The sequence below is a fragment of the Treponema sp. Marseille-Q4523 genome, assembly GCF_016901105.1.
GTDB lineage: Bacteria > Spirochaetota > Spirochaetia > Treponematales > Treponemataceae > Treponema_D.
In genome coordinates, this window is sequence record NZ_JAFEVM010000010.1 from 17,079 (window position 1) to 36,282 (window position 19,204).

Genomic DNA, 19,204 nt, shown 5'->3' on the forward strand with positions numbered 1-19,204 from the left:
ACTCAGCGCTGAGTAACGTATGCATCAGCCGATGTGCGTTCAGCGGAGCGCAACGTACTCATCGACTAACGAAAGCGCGGCTCCGACGCGCACATCGATATCGGAAACGCAGGGCAGCCAATGAATCGAGCTTCCCTGCGCTTTCATTTTACGCTCCATACCGCGAAACCACGTTTCCTGCCGCTTCGCAAATCTCCGTATGGCAACAACGAGTTTTTCGTAAAGCTCGCCGCGGGAGACGATTTTCCCCTGTAAATATTCGGCGACGAATCCGTACTCAAGACCGAGCGTTTCAAGCCGCTCCCAGGATGCGCCGCCCCTGTGCAAAGCTTCAACTTCTTCTATCATACCCGAATCGAGGCGGGCTTTGAGACGCTTTGCAATGCGCTCCCGCAGTTCTTCCCGCAAAAGCGTCGTACCGATGACAAGCGGACGGATGTCGGGACGGCTCGTCATCGTCTTTCGCATGAGAGCGGCTTCCGGACTTTTCATATACTCCGCTATCTCTATAGCGCGTATGCAGCGCACTTTATCGCGGAGGTCTTCGCGCGTGTGGAGATCGGGTTTCAGCGAAAGCAAAAGGCGCGAAAGCTCTTCGATCGACATCGCTTCGAGTTCGGCACGCCTCTTTTCGTTTTCGGGCACTTCAACCAAATCGTAATTTCTGATAACCGCATCGAGGTACATGCCCGTACCGCCGACGACGACGGGCAATTTTTTCCGACCGACGATGTCCTGAAAAACGCGGTAAAAATCTTTTTGATACTGAAATACATTGTATTCGCTTTTGAGGTCGGTTATGTCGATGAGGTGATACGGAACGGGACTTCCGCCCGAAACGTATTCGTCCAAGTCTTTTCCCGAACCGATGTCGAGTCCCTTGTACACTTGCCGCGAATCCGCCGAAACGATTTCACCGTTCCGCTCCCGCGCAATCGCAACTCCTATCGCCGTTTTGCCGCAGGCGGTCGGTCCCAAAAGGATGACGCAGTTGCAGCTCTTTCCGTTTTCCGCCACTCACAGCACCCGTGCAATCGCGCATTTCAAATATTCCGAGCGCTCATAACCGAGGAGTATCGGATGATCCTCTCCCGCTCCCCGCTTTTCCAATATCTGTACTCGGCGGCCGCTTGAGGCGGCTGCGTGCATGAGCATATCGTAAAACGTATTCGCATCGAAAAATGCGGAACACGAACAGCTTATTAAAATGCCTCCTTTGCGGAGCAGGCGCATCGCGCGCAAGTTGATTTCTTTATAGCCGCCGTACGCTTTTTGAATATTTTTCGCGCTCTTCGTAAAGGCCGGAGGATCGAGGACGATCACGTCGAAAGTTTCACCCGATCCTTCATATTTTTTTAATAAATCGAAAACGTCGGCAAGGACGGTTTTGACCGTATCCTCTTTTTTATTGAGCGTGACATTTTTTTCGATCATCGAAACGGCGTCTTCGGAGATTTCCGCAGCGACTACTTCACGCGCACCGGCAAAAGCTGCCGCGAGCGCAAAAGCGCCCGTATGCGAAAACGCGTCGAGCACGCGCTTACCGTGACAAAACGGCATGATCGCTTTACGGTTATCCTTTTGATCGAGAAAAAAACCGGTCTTTTGTCCTTTTGCGATATCGACATAAAAGAGGATGCCGTTTTCGTTTATCGTGATCACGTCGCCGCCGCTTCCGTATATCCAGCCCGTCCTTTCTTCGAGCCCTTCCTTTTCACGGACGGAGACATCGCTCCTCTCGTATATGCCCTGAGGATCGCACGTTTTAATAAGAGCTGCCGTAATCTCTTTACGGAAAACTTCGCACGCAAGCGCAAGGAACTGAACGACAAGATACACGGAACCGTCGACGGATGCAAAGCGTTCGACGATGAGACCGGGAAGCAAATCGGCTTCGGCAAAAACGAGACGGTATGAATCGCGCTCTCCGTAACGGATGCGCCGCATATTCGCGGCATCGCGGATGCGTGCATCGATAAACGCTTTCGTATTTTCAAACACTTTGTCCGCATGAGCCGAAGAGAGCATACGTACACATATCTTCGATTTTCGATTGATAATGCCCGTACCGATAAATCCGCCTGCAGCCGTAAACACTTCGCACGCGCTCCCGTCGGCACTTTCGCATTCGGAAAGCGGCGCATCTTTTCGGCCGCTCCCGTCGGATGCAAAGTATTTTACATGAGAGATTTCGTTGTCGAATACCCACGGGAAGCCCTGTACGACTTCCCTTTCTTCTTTCGGTTTTAAAAAGATACGAAGCGCGTCATTCATAGCAAAAGCATACTAGTGCGAATGCCGGGTTTTGTAAATGACCCGATATACGCCTGCCAGGACTTACGCATAAGAATCTATATTCCAAGAAAATAACAGTTACCGTAAAAAATCGGCTGCACTCCCGGCAGCAGCCCTGCCGTTTGCGCGGGGAACTTCGCGCTTTGCGCTCGTTGCAAGTGCCGCGGCAGACCGTGATTGGAATCGGACTGCGCAAAATTTCTTCGAAATTTTGCTTGCCATTCCTTATAGTACGGCATTGCAGAAAATGTCAATTTTCGAAAATGCCGTACTCGTGTGCGAAAGCGCACACGTATATACACAAGTTTGCCTCGCAAACTTGCAGTTAAACGGGACGCGCTATTTTAGCGTTCCGTTTAACCTCGGTCTGAGCGGCTCGGCGGCATTGCCGCTGCCTCGCGTTCCGCCTTTTTTATTTTATATTTTTCTGTGTATATATTTTCATGCATAATTCCTGATGCGCCTGCCGTCAATTCGAAAAATTTCCGCTCCCGTGAGGATGTATCAGAGCCAAGGGCGCACTTCGTTTCGAAGATCGTCCGCGTTTGTAAAACGGAAAGTGCGGATGCCGAGCGATGAAGAAGCCTCACAGTTCGCTTCGTTGTCGTCGGTAAAAAAGATGTCCTCCGGCGCAACGTCTTCTGCGAGCATGATACGCTTCCAAAATTCGACGTCGGGCTTCGACGCGCCGATCATATTCGACGCATAGGTTTTTTCGAAAAGCGCATAATCGCCGCGCGCAAGGTGAATATCGTAATGGCTCTGGATCGTGTTCGTCCCGCACACGACGCGGTATTTTTTGCGGAGCGATCTGACGATATCGACCACACCGTCATCGAGCACCGGATTAAAAAAGAGACCGAGGTAATCCGTCGGCACACGCACTCCCGTTCGCCGCGTAAACTCGCTCCAAAACTCTTCGGTCGTCACTTCGCCGTTCGAAAGCATCGTCATGATATCGGCGTCCTTTATATCGATTTTTTTGTTAACAATTTTACCGCGGGCTGCCCTGTCGTATTTGCAGGCCGCATAGAATTCTCCTTCGCTCATGCCGAGGGCTTTTGCGACAATGCCTTCAACCGCAACGTTATGGGCGACGACATTGCCCATGTCAAATATAAAAAGCTTCATGGAAAACGAGTATAACGTATTCCGGAAAAAGAAACAAATGCGCGGGGAACTTCTCACTCGTTGTAAGCCCCTGATTGTGCGGATTGCGCTCTTGACATAACATAAAAAAAAACATACTATACCTTTGTACATTTTAATTATGCTTTAAGATGGACTCGTGACACACGGGTCTTTTTTTTTGATACAAGGTGACGATGGAGTATATTGCATTTGACGCCGTTCCGTACTATTCGGAATGCGCTCCGCTCGTAGAAGGGCTGGGCTATCATCTTATCGAATTGAAAATCGTTCCGGCAAAGACGGTGACGAAAATCTTTGCGGTCATCGCGCCGAAAGAGCCGGATCGGAACATAAGCGTAAACGATTGCTCTCGCGTTCACCATGCGCTGCTTCCCCGCCTTGAAGCGCTGCTCGGCACCGACAATACATCGATGGAACTTACTTCGCCCGGTATCGACCGCAATATAAAAAACGCTGCGGAGTTTTCTCTGTTTATAGGAAGATCCCTGCGCGTGTGGAGCAAAAAAGAAAACGATTGGATAGGCGGAAAGATCGTCTGTGCCGATGAAGCGGCTCTTACGATGGAAACTGAAAAAGGAGAGGCGGTTACGGTGCCTTACGGAGAAATAGCGAAAGCGAAGTTCGTGCAGTAGTCGGTTTTTACCGCATTTTTATTAATTATTAATTTTGTTGGGACAGCATTAGGAGGTTTTCCATGTCGGAAATGGCAGAGGCGATCCGTCAGTTGATACAGGAAAAAGGATATTCCGAAGATTCGGTAAAAACGATCATCGAAAACGCGCTCAAAGCCGCATATAAACGCACCTACGGAACAGCCGACAACGCGATCGTCAAATTCAACGACGATATGTCGGATGTGGCCATCTATTCTCGAAAAACGGTCGTCGACGGCGTATACGATCCGGTGACGGAAATCGAACTCGAAGATGCAAAAAAACTCAGTGACGAAGTGGAGCTCGGCGACGAAATCGATATCCTCGAAGATCCGAAAACCTTCGACCGTTCCGCCGTTACGACGGGAAAACAAACCGCTCATCAGGAACTCAACGAAAGCTATCGCGATACATTGTATAACGAATATAAAAATAAAATCGGCGAAATCGTCGTGTGCTATTATCAATACGAACGAAACGGCGATATCTACGTCGATCTCGGAAATGCGGGAAAGCTCGAAGGCGTGCTCCCGTTTAAATTCCAATCGCCGAGGGAACACTACGAAAAAGACGACCGCATCAAAGCGCTCATCGTCAACCTCAGGCGCATATCGACGGGGCTGCAGGTTATCCTTTCAAGGAGCGATCCCGAACTTGTGCGTTCGATCATCGAAATGGAAGTGCCCGAAATCGCCGACGGTACGATCGAAATCGTCAAAATCGTACGCGATGCCGGTCACCGTACAAAGATCGCAGTTTCGTCAAACCGCGAAGACGTCGATCCGGTCGGAGCATGCGTCGGCTTAAAAGGCGTGCGCATCCAAAACGTCATACGGGAGCTGCTCGGCGAAAAAATCGATGTTTTGAAATTCGATCCCGACCCTGCAGTGTTTATTAAAAATGCGCTTTCACCCGCTCAAGTCGAGCGCGTGTTTATCCTCGATCAGGAAAAACGTCAAGCGCTTGCGATCGTCGAAGACAGCCAGTTTTCGCTTGCGATCGGAAAGCAGGGACAAAACGTGCGCCTCGCAAACAAACTGTGCGATTGGAGCATTGACGTTAAAACTCAAGAGCAGGCGGCCGAAATGGATCTGTCCGAGTCGGTTACGATGCAGACGGCGCAAAATCTTTTCAGCGACGATACGGGCGACGAAGATTACGACGAAATCAAAACCGTTGCCGAACTGCCCGGTATCGATATGCGTGTTGCGGAAATCCTTAAAACGGCCGGCATAGAAGATATCGAACAGTTTGTCGAAGCTTACGACAACGGCGGCTTAAAGCATATCGAAGGGCTGACCGAAAGCGATATCGACGGCGTCGATGCGATCATTAAAAATACCGTCGAATTCGTCGAAGATGAAAACGCTTCTCAAAACGGCGTGGAAAAAACCGGCGGCGATGAAGATGAAGAAGTATACCACTGTCCGGAATGCGGCGCGGTGATTACACTCGATATGACACATTGTCCAAAGTGCGGTGTCGAGTTTGAATTTAAAGAGGACGAGGAATAAAAACATTTATGGCGGATGAAGTAGAGAAAAAGCCCGAATTCGTAATTCATCACAAAAAGCAGCCGACGGCCGATAAAGCTTCCGCGTCTCCTGCGGAAAAAAAACAAAAGCGCGTCGTTATCGTTAAGCGTACTTCCAAAGCGGCCGATGCTGCAAAACCGGAAAAACCGCGCATCGTCGTAAAGACGGATTCACAGGTTCCGCCCGTGCAAAAGCTGTCCGAACCCGCAGAACCGGCTGCCGCCGAAAAAAAGGCGCCGCCCGTTTCGCACGCGAACGTATCGCAGTCGTCGGTCGATGTTTCCGCGAAACCGATAAAAAGCGCCGCTGCAGCGCCGGTAAAAAAAGCTTTCGATTTCAATGCCGTCCGTCCCAATGTCAAAGCGGGTAATCTCTCCGACAGAAGCCGTTCGTCTTACCGAGCATCTTCGCCTCGTCCCCAAGGGACGGGATACGGCACTCGTCCGTACCGCGACAGTACCGGTTTTACCGGAGCGCAGGCGCGTGCCGGGTATCAAAACAGAGAACGCGAAAACCAACAGGGCGGATATGCGCAGGGAAGGGGCGGTCGTCCCGGATTTTCAGGTCCCAGGACGGGGGGCTTTCAGGGCAGAAGCGCTCGTCCCGGTTTCCAAAACGGTCGTCCGGGATTCGGCGGAGCGAGGCCGGGCGGATTCGGTTCTCCCGCTGCAGTTCCGCCTCCGAAGGGACCTGCAAAAAAATCGTTTAAAGGCAAAAAACAGGTTTACCGCAAAACCGACGAACAGCTCGAAGACGATAAATTTTTTGCGCAAAAGAAAAAGACCGAAACGATTGCGAATGCAGTACCGAAATCGATCGATATCATGGAATCGATTTCCGTTTCCGATCTCGCGCGCAAGATGAATTTAAAGGCGTCCGATATCATTCAAAAGCTCATGTCGCAAGGCATGATGGTTACGATCAACCAATCGATAGATTCGGATACGGCGACACTCGTCGCGTCCGAATACGGCTGCGAAGTGCATCTCGTCAGTTTGTACGATGAAACCGTCATCGAAAGCGAAAAAGACAATGCGGAAACGGTAAAGCCGCGTCCGCCCATCGTCACCGTTATGGGACATGTCGATCACGGTAAAACGAAAACGCTCGACGCGATCCGCCATTCGCATGTCGCCGATGGAGAGTTCGGCGGCATTACCCAGTCGATCGGCGCGTATTCCGTTTCGACTGAAAAGGGAACGATCACTTTCCTCGATACGCCCGGTCACGAAGCGTTTACGATGATGAGGGCGCGCGGCGCGCAGGTAACCGATATCGTCGTTCTCGTCGTCGCGGCAGACGACGGCGTTATGCCTCAGACGCTTGAAGCGATCAACCACGCAAAAGATGCAAAGGTTCCGATCATCGTCGCGGTCAATAAAATCGATAAGCCGGAAGCGAATCCCGACCGCGTGCGCACGCAGCTTTCCGAACGCGGGCTTACGCCTGAGGATTGGGGCGGCGATACGCAGTATGTCAATATCAGCGCGCTCAAAGGCGAAGGCATAGACGATCTTCTCGATGCGGTTTTGCTGCAGGCGGAAATGCTCGAATTGAAAGCCGACTACAACTGCCGCGCCGAAGGAAAGATCCTCGAATCGAGGGTCGATCAGGGACGCGGTATCGTCGCGACGGTCGTCGTGCAGCGCGGTACGCTTCATCAAGGCGATCCTTTTGTCGCAGGTATTTACTCAGGTCACGTGCGGGCCATGTTCAACGATCGCGGAAAACGCATTCAGGAAGCTTCTCCGTCCATGCCCGTCGAAGTGCTCGGCATTGAAAGTATGCCGAATGCGGGCGATCCGTTCCAAGTGACGGAAAGCGAAAAAGACGCGCGCGAAGTTTCGGTAAAACGGCAGGAATTGAAACGCTTCGAAGAAGCGCGCGCGGTCAAAAAAGTTACGCTCGAAAATCTTTACCAGACGATCGACGCGAGCAACGTCAAAGAATTCCGTGTCATCATCAAAGCGGACTTGCAGGGTTCGGCCGAAGCGCTCAAAACCGCGCTCGAAAAACTTTCGACAAAGGATATCCGTCTCGTCGTCATCCATTCGTCGGCGGGAGCCATCAACGAAAGCGACGTTACGCTTGCGAGCGCGGACCGCAATGCGATCATTATCGGATTCAATGTGCGTCCGACGGCGAAAGCAAAACTGCTGGCCGATCAGGAGCGTGTCGAAATCAGAAAGTATTCGATCATCTACAAAGCCGTCGAAGAAGTGCAGGCGGCGATGGAAGGTATGCTCACGCCCGATACGAAGGAAGAAGTTACCGGTACGCTTGAAGTGCGCAATACGTTCAAAGTACCGCGTATCGGCGTCATCGCAGGCTGCTATGTTACCGACGGTATCATCAAGCGGAGCGGCAGCGTTCACCTCATCCGCGACGGGATCGTCAAATTCACCGGAAAGATTTCATCGCTCAAGCGATTTAAAGACGATGCGAAAGAAGTCGCTGCGGGTTACGAGTGCGGCGTCGGCATCGAAGATTGGCAGGATATCCAAGTCGGCGATACGCTCGAAGCGTTCGAACTCATCAAAGTGGCGAGAAAGCTCGGCGATTCGCTTTCCGAAGAAGCCGCCGCAGCTGATGCGGGCGAGGGCGAAAAAGAGTGAAGCAGTACCGCATGCAGCGACTCGGCGATCAGCTGCGCGATGAAATCTCAAAGCTCATCATCACCGAGCAGGTAAAAGATCCGCGCGTGTCGACGTTTTTGACGGTAAACCGCGTCGACGTGTCGAACGATCTGTGCTACGGAAAAGTTTACGTTTCGAGTTTTCTTCCCGACGCGCAGGTAAAGACGGGCGTCGAAGGTTTAAACAGCGCCGCGGGCTTTATCCAATCGACGATCGCAAAAAAGCTCCGCATCCGCCAATTTCCGCATTTGACCTTTTTCGTTGATACGGCGATGAAAGAAGGCTTTGAAATGATACAAAAGCTGAACGAACTTGAAAGGGAAGGGCGAACTGCCGGAGACGCAAAAAATGCCGATGCGGTTTCGGATATTCGTGAGACGGAGTAGACTCGGATGCGGGGCGGCATCGTTCTTTTTGCAAAGCGTCCGGGTCTGACAAGTTTTTCATCTCTCTTTTCGATCAAGCGCGCGCTCGCCACGAAAAAAGTCGGACATACGGGAACGCTCGACAGCTTCGCCTCCGGTCTTCTCGTCGTGTGTACCGGCTCTCTCACTCGCCTTGCGTCATACATCACTTCTTTTAATAAAATCTACGACGCCGTTATCGAATTCGGTGTCGAAACCGATACGCTCGAATACACCGGAAAAATTATTAAAACCGCGCCTCTTCCGAAAAAAGACGATGTCCTTTCCGCAATCAAGCATTATACGGGCGACATACTGCAGACGCCTCCGCTTTTTTCCGCGCTGCACATAAACGGCGAGCGGGCAAGCGATATTGCGCGGAGCGGACGCAGCGCCGAAATGCCTTCGCGTCCCGTTAGCGTATATGCTTCCGAAGCGGAAGAGTTTTTATTGGAAGACGGTCGTGTAAAAGCCGTCCGCGTCCGCTTTTCGGTTTCTAAGGGGACGTATATCAGAAGTCTTGCCCGCGATATCGGATCGTGTTGTAAAAGCGCAGCCGGTCTTGCAGGTTTGAGGCGGCTTTCGGTCGGAAGCTTTCGCCTCGAAGATGCTGCAGGTTTTTCATCGCTTGCGCCGTTTACGATTCAGTCGGTGTATGAAACGATTTCCGACATGCAAAAAGCGCAATCCGCTTCATATAAGGCGGACGCGTCGGAACATACCCCGCATCCGAGAGAGGACATACAAAGCGAAGTGTGTGAAAAGATGCAGACGATGACCGCTCTCCTCGCAGCCGAATGCGGCTTCGGTACGGCGCACATCTTTCCAGAATACGAAGACGATTTCAAACACGGGCGTCCGCTTTCTTCTTCAATGTTTGAAAAAGAGGCGGGCGGCGTATGTGCGGCAGACGGTGCGACGGCGGTGCACGGTACGTGCACTGCAGGCGGTGAGAGGTCGATTGCGGTTTTCGGAAAACACGGTAATTTTTTGGGAATGATTTTGCGGCGCGGCGCGGGTGCGTATTCGTATGAGTTCGTGGTTCCCGATTGAGGGGATATGAAGCGATGCGGGGGCAATGAGCTATCATTGACATATATACATACATATATATAATTGAACGCAGTGCTATGAAAAAACTTACGCTCGCGTTTGTACTGCCGTGTTATAACGAAGAAGCCGCTCTCCCAAAACTGCGGACGCATTAAAACAAAAACTTGCCGCCCTTAAAGCCGACGATCGATTTAAATCGATTTCGTTTTATAAAGTCTATTTTGTCGACGACGGCTCATCCGATAATACCTGGCATATCATTCAAAATCTCGCAGCTGAAGATACGACTTTTTGCGGTGTAAAGCTTGCGGCAAACCGAGGACATCAAAATGCGCTTTTGGCGGGTTTGATGACTGCAAAAGAAAAAGCCGATGCGGTTATTTCGATGGATGCGGATTTACAGGATGATATAAACGCCGTCGATGAAATGATTTTAAAATTTTTTGCCGGAGCGGATATCGTATACGGCGTACGATCGGAACGGAAGCGGGATACGTTTTTCAAACGATTTACCGCTGAAACGTTCTATAAGTTTTTGCGTTTTTTTTCGGACAACCCTAAAAATATCATTTTCAATCATGCCGATTACCGGCTGATGAGCCGCCGTGCATTGTACGGTTTGTCGGAATACACGGAAGTGAATCTTTATCTTCGCGGGATCATCCCTGCGATCGGCTATCGTCAGGATTCGGTTTACTACGGACGGAACGAGCGCGTCGCCGGTGTCAGTAAATATCCGCTGAAAAAGATGATCGCCTTTGCGGTACAGGGTATTACGTCTCTTTCCGTAAAGCCGATGCGGATAATCAGTGCACTCGGATTTTTTATCTTTTTGGCGAGCATCGGAATGCTCATCTATTTTTTAATTCGGCACTTTACCGGCAAAACGATCGTCGGCTGGTCGTCGCTTGCCGTTTCGATTTGGGCTATCGGCGGTTTGATTCAAATGTCGATCGGCGTGCTCGGCGAATACATCGGAAAAATCTATTTGGAAACGAAGCGACGACCGCGCTATATCATTGAAACCGTGCTTGACGATAATAAAACGAAAATATAAGGGAGTAAACGGAAATGAACGCCTTTTCCAAAAAAACGGATTTAACGCTTTTGATCGTATCGACGGCGGCTTTTATCTTGAGCGTCATTGTGATCGCATATTCCGCAGTGATTTTTACATTTATTCAAAACCTTATCGAAACGAAAGTTTTGCATCGACCGTTGAATCCTGCAATGATCCGTCAGAAAATTACGCCGTTCATCGGATTTCCCGTTTTTACAGTTATTTTTTTCGATGCTTTGTTTTTTGTTAAATTTTCAAAAAAGGCGAAAATAATTTTGATCGTGCAGTTTTTTATCGCAGCGGCGCTTTTGACGGCAGTCTGCGCTTTTTCGCGCTGTATACAAAACATGGATAGCGATATGGCCTCGGAAATCATGCTTGCAAAAGAATGTTTTACGCATAAAACATTTTGGCCGCGCTCGTGGTATTATTCAACCGAATTCCGCCTTTTAAACACACAGCTTATCGCAGCACCCCTGTTTGCATTTACGTCGAGTTGGATTACGGTAAAAGTCGTTTCCGCGATTATCCTTTGTTTTGCACTGCCGCTTTCGCTGTGGTTTTTGCTCGGAACGCTCGGCGTAAAAACTCTGTGGATAAAGCTTTTGTGTACGCTGTTTGTTTTTGTACCTTGGTCGCGTGTGATGTGGGGGATGGTGCAATTCGGAAATTATTATATTCCGCATATTGCGATGAGCTTTGTTTACATAGGACTCTTTTTATCGCTCGCATATTCGGAGCTTTCGGAAAAAAAACGAAAAACGTTTTGCATACTGTTTTTCGCACTTGCCTTTATTTCAGGTGCGTCCGGTATACGATACATTTTGAATTTCCAGCTTCCGATTGCCGTTGCAATCGTTTCTTGTGTCGTTTATCGTCTTGTCAACAAAAAGGAATCGTTCGCTTTTTCCCGTTTTTTTATAAAAGACAGACCGGTATTTTATGCCGTCATGAATATTTTTGTAAGCGCTTTCGGATATATCGTGAACTCGTCGGTGCTTTCAAAATTATTTTATTTTTTGAAATATAACGATAAAAAGTTTAATGCGATCGGTGATGTAAGCTTTTCCGATGTGTATCGTGCGGTATTCGAAATCTTCGGTTATCATAGCGATGCCCTTGTGTTCGGTCCTGCAGGGATAAATAACGTTATGCTTTATATCGCCTTTATCTTTTTCATAGTGTGTTTTATCGTCTGCATAAAAAAATATGAATCTGCCCATAAGCGATTTTTCTTTATCATAACGGCGGTTATGATCGTTTTGAATTCGTTTGCAATAATTCATATCGAATACGGCGAGCGATATTTTATCCCGTCCCTTGTTTATTGTGTTCCATGCTTTGCGCTGTTTCTCGAAAGCCCGGACCTTTCCGCGCTGAAAAAATACCTTGCCGGTCTGTCGCTTTCCGTTGTCCTCATTGCGGGAGCATTCATTACCTATATCGATATTTTGACTTCCGACGGAAATCTTGATAAGCGCGCGGTGTGCCGCTTTCTCGACGATCGCTATGATTTCGGTTATGCGACGTTTTGGAATGCAAATATTTTTACGATGATGACGGACGGCAGACTTGAATTCGGAAATCTGTATCCCGATACGATAGACGGCATCGATTACATTCCTGAAAAATTTCAATGTCATTTATGGTTAACGCCGAAGCGTTTTTATCGCGATGATTACAAAGCAAATGAATCGGTTTTTTTCCTTGTGACTCAAAAAGAATACGACGATTCGCCCGAACGTGCCGTATTTAAAAACGGCAGACAGGTCTATTCGGATGATTTTTATCGTGTGTTCGAATTCAAAAATAAAAAAGCGTTTATCGACGGGTTTTAATGTGTTTGACAAGAAAATTTGGGAGCCTGTAAAATTCATCATCGTCGGAATCGTCAATACGGCAATCGGTTACACGGTCATGTTTGTGCTGTACAATGCGTTTCATGCCGGCTATTGGATGTCGTCGGCTGCAAATTATATCGTCGGCAGCGTTTGCAGTTTTTTTTTGAATAAGTATTTTACGTTCCGTTCAAAACGTTTGAATGTAAAAGAAGCGCTGCGCTTCGTGTTGTGCATCGCTTTTTGTTATGCAGTCGGTTACGGCATTGCGCGCCCCGTAATCCGTATGACTTTTTCTCCGTATGCGAAACGGATACAGGATAACGCCGCGATGATTTTGGGTAGTATCGTTTTTACCGCGATGAATTTTTTCGGACAAAAGTATATCGTTTTTAAAAAGCGCTGACGATTGCGGCGGGGGCTATCGCGCTTCGCTTACGAGCCGTATCGGTATCGTGCCGGCGTGTTGTAAAAAAAATGCTATCGTGATACTATGGGAATATGTTGCCGTCGGTAAAAGAACAACTGAGACTTTTTTTAGCCAATCCCATTTTTTTGGCGTGCATCTGCAGCTGGTTTTGTTCGCAGTTTTTGAAAACGATCATCGCTTTGCTGTCTCACAAAATCCGCAGCTTGTCCGTACTTTTTGAAATGATGGTGTGGCGGACGGGAAGCCTTCCGTCGAGCCATTCGGCGATCGTTTCTGCGCTCACGACATCGATCGGTTTTCACTCGGGGATTCATTCCGATATATTCATATTGTCGCTGTGCTTTTTGCTCGTCACGGTGCGCGATGCGCTCGGTGTCAGACGGGCAAGCGGCATTCAAGCCAAGCGCTTGAACGAAATCGGAAAAGAGCTCGACCGGCAAAAGATCATCGCGTATACGCCCATAAAGGAAGTGCAGGGGCACACGCCGCTCGAAGTGATCGTCGGTCTTTTGATCGGTTTTTCGATCGGATTTGCATTTGCGCTGCTGCAGTAGGAACTATGACCGCAGTAAAAAAAATGTTGATTTTTTGCAGCATCGCCGTCGTTTCGCTTTTCGTTCTGTTTGTTTTTCGGACGGTACCGTCGGGAAATCTGTGGGAGCGTTACCGCATCGTCTATGTCGATGACGCTTCGGATGAAGATTTTGCGGCCGACGTTTTAAATCGTGCCGGATGTGAAAACGTCATAAGCCTTTCTTCTCAGCGGCTTCCGCTTACGCTTCCGATGCATTCTCCCGAAGTGTCTCTCGCGCTCGCCTTTGCCGATGCGGACGGCTATCTTGCAAAGCGGAAAGCGTACTTTTTCGACAGAGGCGCACAGTATCGGCTCTATTATATCGAAGAGCGATATGCGCCGCTTGCCGAAGATGCCGTACGAGAATTCCGTGCGGCGGGCATAGCGGCGGGCATCGACACGCAGGGCGTCTATCCGTTTATCGTGCCGCTCATCTGTACTGCCTTTGCGCTTCTCCTGTGCTTTTTGTCTTTCCACCGTTTTCTTTTTTTTGTTGCAGCGGTTTTTCCGGTTTTCTTCGCCGCATGTGTGCCCTTATATTCGACGGCGGCATCGGCTTGCCTCTTTTTGTACGGACTTTTTATCGCGCTGAGATTATGGGGAAGGCGCGGAGCGTTTTCGGTCGTCAAAACGAATCCTGCCGTCATTGCATTTTTTGCCTCATCCCTCATCGCTTCCTGCGCGTCCTCTTTTCGGAGCGCCTTACTTTTTATGCCGCTTGCCGCCGGTACCCTATCCGCGCTTGCCGCGTTTTCGACGGGTGAGCGATTGTACGAAGCGCGCTATCGGTTTACGCTTATCCCGATCCGTCCCGCTCGGGCGATCCCGCTTTTTACGAAAGCGACGTTTCGCGGAACGGCCGCATGCGTTTCGAGCATTGCCGTTTTTTTTGCCGCTTCACTTTTGTCCTCGTTTTCGATCGGTTTTGCCGCTTCTCCTTTTTCGCACGCTTCCGCGCTCGAGTTTCCTTCGGCGCGTGCGCAGTCGTCGGCGGGGAATTTTCCGACGCTCGACGAATACGTTGCGTGGTGCTGGAACACGAAAACCGCTCCGTACCGTTCGGTGAACGCGCAAAGCGCGCACGAGCGGCATCCGAAGACGGGTGACACTGTCGTTTTTCCCCGTTATTCCGACGGAGAGGCGGGGATTTCGGAGACGAGCGTCTCTATGGTATTCGATAAAAATTTTTACGATGCGGCACTCGGCGATATCGATGCGCTGCCGTATCCCGCAGTCGAAAAATTGATAAAAGCGCAAGGCTCTCGTGTGCATGCGGGCTACGCGTTTTCGGCTTCGGGAGGCGGGGGGCTTTTGCACACGCTGCTCGTAGCTTTTGCGCTGTGCCTACCGTCGATCCTCTTAGTACGGAGTAAAATGCGATGAAGATGATCCCCGCCATATACACGAGTGAAGGAAACCTCGTCAAAGGCGCCGTAAACGGTTTTTTGCAGCCGGTCGTGACCGTTCCCCTTTCTCACGAAACGCGAAGCCGCTCCGTTTGTCTGGTTCGGCAGGGAGACCGCGTGCGCGAAGGGGATGTCATAGCCGTTCCTTCTTTGAATGCGGGCGAGCGTTACGGTGCAAAGCTCCATGCAAGCGTACCGGGTATCGTCGAAGATATCGTTCCGTGCATCAGCCCGAACGGGTGCGAAGAGAGCGCGGTAAAAATCCGCCTGTCGGGGAGATTTTCCTATCTCGGAAAAAAGCGCTCTTTCGAAAATTGGAGAGCGCTCCCCGCATCGGTAATCGTTCAGAGGATCGCGGATGCGGGCGTCATCAATACTTTCGATACGACCGAACCCGTATCCCTCGCGTCTCAAATCGACGAAACCGGAATAAAAGGCCGCCGCGTACTCGTCGTGCGCCTCTATGACGACGATCCCAAGCGCGTTACCGATTCCGTTTTATCGAAAGCGTTTTTCAAAGATATACAAACGGGAGCCTTTATCGTTTCCCGTGCGCTCGGAGACGCCGCTATAGTCTTCGCATACGATGCTGCGGAAATGCAAAAGGGACAAGCTGAGCGCCGGGAGCGGACGGCAAACACGGCGCACGAAGCGAAAGCCCGCGTGACGTCGTCGTCGATGCAGTCGGCATTGCAGGCGTTCGGCTTCGATCGCGTCAAAGATGCTCCCGTCCCCGTATGCTTCGTTCCCGTCGACATCACCGAATACCCGGCGGGTTTCCGCAATGAAATAATCGATGCGGTAAAAAAATCGGTGAAAGAAAAGCCGTTCGGCGACATTTCTCCGGAATGCGTTTTTGCCGATGCGTCTTCGATGATAGCGGTGCACAATGCGGTTCGCTGCGGGGTGCCCTGCGTCGAACAATATGTGTACGTTTCGGGCGAATGCGTACCGGCGGCGGGTCTTATGAAAGTCCGCATAGGAACGACGATGCGCTTCCTTGCCGAACAATGCGGCGGATTGAAGCGCCATCCCGCCGCCGTCATCATAAACGGTCTCATGCTCGGAAGCTTTGCCGCGAGTCTCGACGCTCCGGTGACGAAATACGTCAAATCTGTTTCGTTTTTGCCGATGCACCGTATCCCCGATCAGAGAGAATTGCCTTGTGTGCGCTGCGGTGAATGCCGCGTCGTCTGTCCCCGTCATCTGTCGCCCGATATATTGTACCGGCATGCATCGGGCGGAGCCGAAGCGTCGAAAGAATACATCGAATCGGCAGCTCTGTGTTCGGGCTGCGGACTGTGCAATTCGGTATGTCCTTCAAGACTGTCGATAAGCCAAGCGATAAAGCGCATACGATATTCAGGAGGACCGATATGAACGATACGCCGGACGCGCTTTTGCGGACAAAAAAAATCGAACGTCCTTTTTTATACTTGTCCCCGTCGACGAAAAACGTTTTACTTGTCACGGCGCTTTTGCTGGCTCTGCAAGTGTTCATGCTTGCGGCGACGAAAAGTTACGGTGCGCTCATCGTCATCGCTTCGTCGCTTGCCGGCTTTTTTGCCGCCGACTTGTTGTATGCAAAGCGTATCGCGCGCTGCCGCCTCTCGCCGCTTTCCGATATCGTGCAGGGGATCGTCGCGGGGATGCTGCTTCCGTCGACCTTTTCTCCCGTAACGGTTTTTTGCATCGCGTTTTGTACGGTGCTTTTGTTAAAATATCTTTCGGGACCCTTTGCGGGAGACTGGGCGAACAGCGCCGTCCTCATCGCCGCCGTCGCATGGATGATCGGCATGAGCGCCTTTCCCGAAAGCGATTTAACGCGCGATATGCTGCAGATTAAAAATCCTTCGTTCGTGTTGATTCAAAACGGCGTATTTCCGATTACGGGCATCGACCGAGCGATAACGGAAACGCTCAACAATACGGTATTCGGTTTTGCCAATATTTCGATCCCGGACGGTTATATTTCGCTTTTGTGGGATACGCATTCGGTCATCCCCGCTTTTCGATTCAATGCGCTGACGCTTTTATCGTCGATCGTTTTGTTTGCATGGGGTATGCAGGGGCTGCTCGTTCCGAGCTGCTTTGTGATTGCGTATGCGCTGCTTGTGCGCTTTGCCGGTCCCGCGATTGCGGGGGGCGTCGCAGGGCAGGGCGATATGATTTTAGCGCTGTGTACCGGAGGAACGCTCTTTTATACGGTGTTCGTCGTGCAGCAGTACGGCACGCTGCCGCTCTCGAAGTACGGGAAAATACTTTACGGCATGCTTGCAGGCGTTTTCGCTTTTTTGATCGCCGGCTGCGGTATGTCGCCGGCAGGAATGATCTTTACGCTTTTGTGCGCGAACGTCGTTTCGCCGCTCATTCAAGCCGCTGAAGACAAGCGGGATGCGGCGCGGCTGCGTGCCGCACTTGCGGAAAACCGTAAAGGAAGGGCAGGGCGATGACGGATCGATTTTCAAAAGAAGCATTGCAGGAGTACGGCATTTTCGCAGGCTGCATCGTATTGCTCGCCGTCGTGTTGTCCGTCGCGGCGATTTTTACGAAGGGCGCCGGGCATGCGGGAATTAAAACCGAAATAGCGCGCGTGCTCGAAGAAGCCGAGCCGGGGGTGTGGCATATCGGAGACTTTGTCGATTTCGGTGCTCCCGTATCGTCGAGTGCGGCGTGTTTCAGCGTAAAAGGCGGAAGCGGGAGCGGCTATGCGTGCATCGTACGCATGGAAACGATGTACGGACCTCTTCCTGCGGTTTTTATCTCGGACGGAAGGCATACCGCGCGCTTTGTAGGCATAGCGGGATTGCACGGCCGTGTATATGCTGCGATCGAAAGCGGCGGAGCGAAAAGCCAGATCCGATATTGGGCGGAGCGCATTCCCCTGCTCATACGCCTCGAGGAGGAAAGACCGTGATGCGCAAAAGATTCGTTCCGCTGTATTTTTCGGCATCCCTCGCCTGTATGATCCCGTTTCCCGGCCGCTTTGCGTACGGTCTCATCCTCGTTGCCGAAGTTTTTATGCTCGTTTTCGCCGCGACGCTGTTGCGTGACGCGATCCGCAGGCTCGAATTCGTTCGGATCGGAAATCTGCTTTTTATGTCGTTCATCGTCTCTCTTACGATGCTTTTTCGACAGATCCTTACGGCGCTTCTTCCGCTTGCAGCCCTTACACTCGGCTTTGCACTCTACGTGCCGGCAGTTTCCGCATTCGTTGCGGGCTCTTTTCCGACTGACGAAACGATGGGAGTAAAATCGATTTTAAAACGGAATATGAGCGCTGCAGCGCTTTTTTCCTGTTTCGCGCTTGCATTTTTTTTGCTGCGCGATATTGTCGGTTTCGGAACGATCACGTATATCGGGCCTCGCGGTATAGCGGAAAAAGTGCTGTTCGATTCGGGGCGCATCGCATCCGTGTCGTTTTTCGCAACGATCCCCGGCGCTCTTATCGCTCTGGCGCTCATCCTCGCCGTTTCCGTGTTTATCGCAGCGAAATCGGTAGCGGCCGAAAAAGCGGAGACGAACCATGATTGACATCGTTTTGTATTATGCGTTTTACGCTTCGGCCGTCCTGTTTTACGGTATCGGGCTTGAGCGCACCGCAGCTTTAAGCGTCGCTTTCGATAAAAGCGTTTTTCGCCCCGCTCTTCAATGCGGCGTTTCCGCCCTTACGGCGACATTTTTCACGGAACTCATCGCCGTACATCTGCTCTCGCCGCTCGGTGTTTCGGAACTCTATCCGCTTGCAGCTCTGCTCGTATTTGCGGCGGTTTTGTCGGGAATAGGGTTCTTCATGAAAACTCCGTCGGTAATACAGAAGGGCGAATGCGCGGCTTCATATCTCATCGTACTCCTTTCGCTTTCCGAAAGCGCAAGTCCCGTCGATGCCCTCATTATCGCGGCGAGCTGTATATTCGCTTTTGTGCTGGTACTGCCCGTCCTCTCTTCACTCCGCTATCGGATCGATATCGCTCGGGCGAAAAACGAGGGTATGAACCGGCACGTACTCGTCATGATCCTTTTTGCGATCCTCGTCATCGCATGCGCGGTGTGGAACGTTTCGTGGCTCAGCGATTATCCTGCACGGTGATTTTTTAAGGGCAGACGAAAAGAATCGCGTCGCAGCAGGAGCGAAAAATTCCGAAATTGACGACAAAAAAATCGATAA

Annotated in this window: 18 protein-coding genes; 15 read left to right on the plus strand and 3 right to left on the minus strand. The window is 50.8% G+C overall.

The window, feature by feature from the left end:
* Positions 1–39: 39 nt before the first annotated feature.
* The 3 genes from miaA to JSQ97_RS04650 form a co-directional block, all read right to left on the minus strand.
* Positions 40–1,017, minus strand: a complete 978-nt coding sequence (gene miaA / locus JSQ97_RS04640) for a tRNA (adenosine(37)-N6)-dimethylallyltransferase MiaA (protein WP_205074980.1) — start codon at positions 1,015–1,017, stop codon at positions 40–42.
* On the minus strand, positions 1,018–2,274 hold the full coding sequence (locus JSQ97_RS04645; protein WP_205074981.1) for a class I SAM-dependent rRNA methyltransferase: 1,257 nt from the start codon (positions 2,272–2,274) through the stop codon (positions 1,018–1,020).
* 525 nt (positions 2,275–2,799) lie between these two features.
* Positions 2,800–3,426: an HAD-IA family hydrolase gene (locus JSQ97_RS04650; protein WP_205074982.1), complete on the minus strand. Its 627-nt coding sequence runs from the start codon at positions 3,424–3,426 to the stop codon at positions 2,800–2,802.
* A gap of 194 nt (positions 3,427–3,620) precedes the next feature.
* On the opposite strand from JSQ97_RS04650, the gene JSQ97_RS04655 reads away from it, so the two are divergent.
* The 15 genes from JSQ97_RS04655 (at position 3,621) to JSQ97_RS04725 (ending at position 19,126) form a co-directional block, all read left to right on the plus strand.
* Positions 3,621–4,079 carry an LSm family protein gene (locus JSQ97_RS04655; protein ID WP_205074983.1) on the plus strand — a complete coding sequence of 153 codons (459 nt, stop codon included), beginning with the start codon at positions 3,621–3,623 and terminating at the stop codon, positions 4,077–4,079.
* Between the two features lie 62 nt (positions 4,080–4,141).
* The gene (gene nusA, locus JSQ97_RS04660; protein WP_205074984.1) at positions 4,142–5,614 is read left to right on the plus strand and encodes a transcription termination factor NusA; all 1,473 of its coding nucleotides are present in this window, start codon (positions 4,142–4,144) and stop codon (positions 5,612–5,614) included.
* 8 nt (positions 5,615–5,622) lie between these two features.
* The gene (gene infB / locus JSQ97_RS04665; RefSeq protein ID WP_205074985.1) at positions 5,623–8,250 is read left to right on the plus strand and encodes a translation initiation factor IF-2; all 2,628 of its coding nucleotides are present in this window, start codon (positions 5,623–5,625) and stop codon (positions 8,248–8,250) included.
* The gene (gene rbfA / locus JSQ97_RS04670; protein WP_205074986.1) at positions 8,247–8,657 is read left to right on the plus strand and encodes a 30S ribosome-binding factor RbfA; all 411 of its coding nucleotides are present in this window, start codon (positions 8,247–8,249) and stop codon (positions 8,655–8,657) included. The genes infB and rbfA overlap by 4 nt, the downstream gene beginning before the upstream one ends.
* Before the next feature lie 6 nt (positions 8,658–8,663).
* Complete coding sequence (gene truB, locus JSQ97_RS04675; protein WP_205074987.1) at positions 8,664–9,728, plus strand: tRNA pseudouridine(55) synthase TruB; 1,065 nt, start codon at positions 8,664–8,666, stop codon at positions 9,726–9,728.
* A 199-nt stretch (positions 9,729–9,927) separates the two neighbouring features.
* Complete coding sequence (locus JSQ97_RS04680) at positions 9,928–10,785, plus strand: glycosyltransferase family 2 protein (RefSeq protein ID WP_370590036.1); 858 nt, start codon at positions 9,928–9,930, stop codon at positions 10,783–10,785.
* A 14-nt stretch (positions 10,786–10,799) separates the two neighbouring features.
* Positions 10,800–12,626 (plus strand): hypothetical protein, encoded by a 1,827-nt coding sequence (locus tag JSQ97_RS04685; protein ID WP_205074988.1) that lies wholly within the window; start codon positions 10,800–10,802, stop codon positions 12,624–12,626.
* A gap of 1 nt (position 12,627) precedes the next feature.
* Positions 12,628–13,032, plus strand: coding sequence for a GtrA family protein (locus JSQ97_RS04690; RefSeq protein WP_205074989.1), 405 nt, complete (start codon positions 12,628–12,630; stop codon positions 13,030–13,032).
* Between the two features lie 95 nt (positions 13,033–13,127).
* Complete coding sequence (locus JSQ97_RS04695; protein ID WP_205074990.1) at positions 13,128–13,610, plus strand: divergent PAP2 family protein; 483 nt, start codon at positions 13,128–13,130, stop codon at positions 13,608–13,610.
* Positions 13,611–13,615: 5 nt separating this feature from the next.
* Positions 13,616–15,013 carry a hypothetical protein gene (locus JSQ97_RS04700; RefSeq protein ID WP_205074991.1) on the plus strand — a complete coding sequence of 466 codons (1,398 nt, stop codon included), beginning with the start codon at positions 13,616–13,618 and terminating at the stop codon, positions 15,011–15,013.
* Positions 15,010–16,416 carry a 4Fe-4S dicluster domain-containing protein gene (locus JSQ97_RS04705; protein ID WP_205074992.1) on the plus strand — a complete coding sequence of 469 codons (1,407 nt, stop codon included), beginning with the start codon at positions 15,010–15,012 and terminating at the stop codon, positions 16,414–16,416. Before JSQ97_RS04700 ends, JSQ97_RS04705 begins: the two co-directional genes overlap by 4 nt.
* Positions 16,413–17,489: an RnfABCDGE type electron transport complex subunit D gene (locus JSQ97_RS04710; protein ID WP_205074993.1), complete on the plus strand. Its 1,077-nt coding sequence runs from the start codon at positions 16,413–16,415 to the stop codon at positions 17,487–17,489. Before JSQ97_RS04705 ends, JSQ97_RS04710 begins: the two co-directional genes overlap by 4 nt.
* The gene (locus tag JSQ97_RS04715; protein ID WP_205074994.1) at positions 17,486–17,953 is read left to right on the plus strand and encodes a hypothetical protein; all 468 of its coding nucleotides are present in this window, start codon (positions 17,486–17,488) and stop codon (positions 17,951–17,953) included. Before JSQ97_RS04710 ends, JSQ97_RS04715 begins: the two co-directional genes overlap by 4 nt.
* Positions 17,950–18,570: a hypothetical protein gene (locus JSQ97_RS04720; protein WP_205074995.1), complete on the plus strand. Its 621-nt coding sequence runs from the start codon at positions 17,950–17,952 to the stop codon at positions 18,568–18,570. The genes JSQ97_RS04715 and JSQ97_RS04720 overlap by 4 nt, the downstream gene beginning before the upstream one ends.
* Positions 18,563–19,126 (plus strand): hypothetical protein, encoded by a 564-nt coding sequence (locus JSQ97_RS04725; RefSeq protein WP_205074996.1) that lies wholly within the window; start codon positions 18,563–18,565, stop codon positions 19,124–19,126. Before JSQ97_RS04720 ends, JSQ97_RS04725 begins: the two co-directional genes overlap by 8 nt.
* The last annotated feature ends 78 nt before the right edge of the window (positions 19,127–19,204 follow it).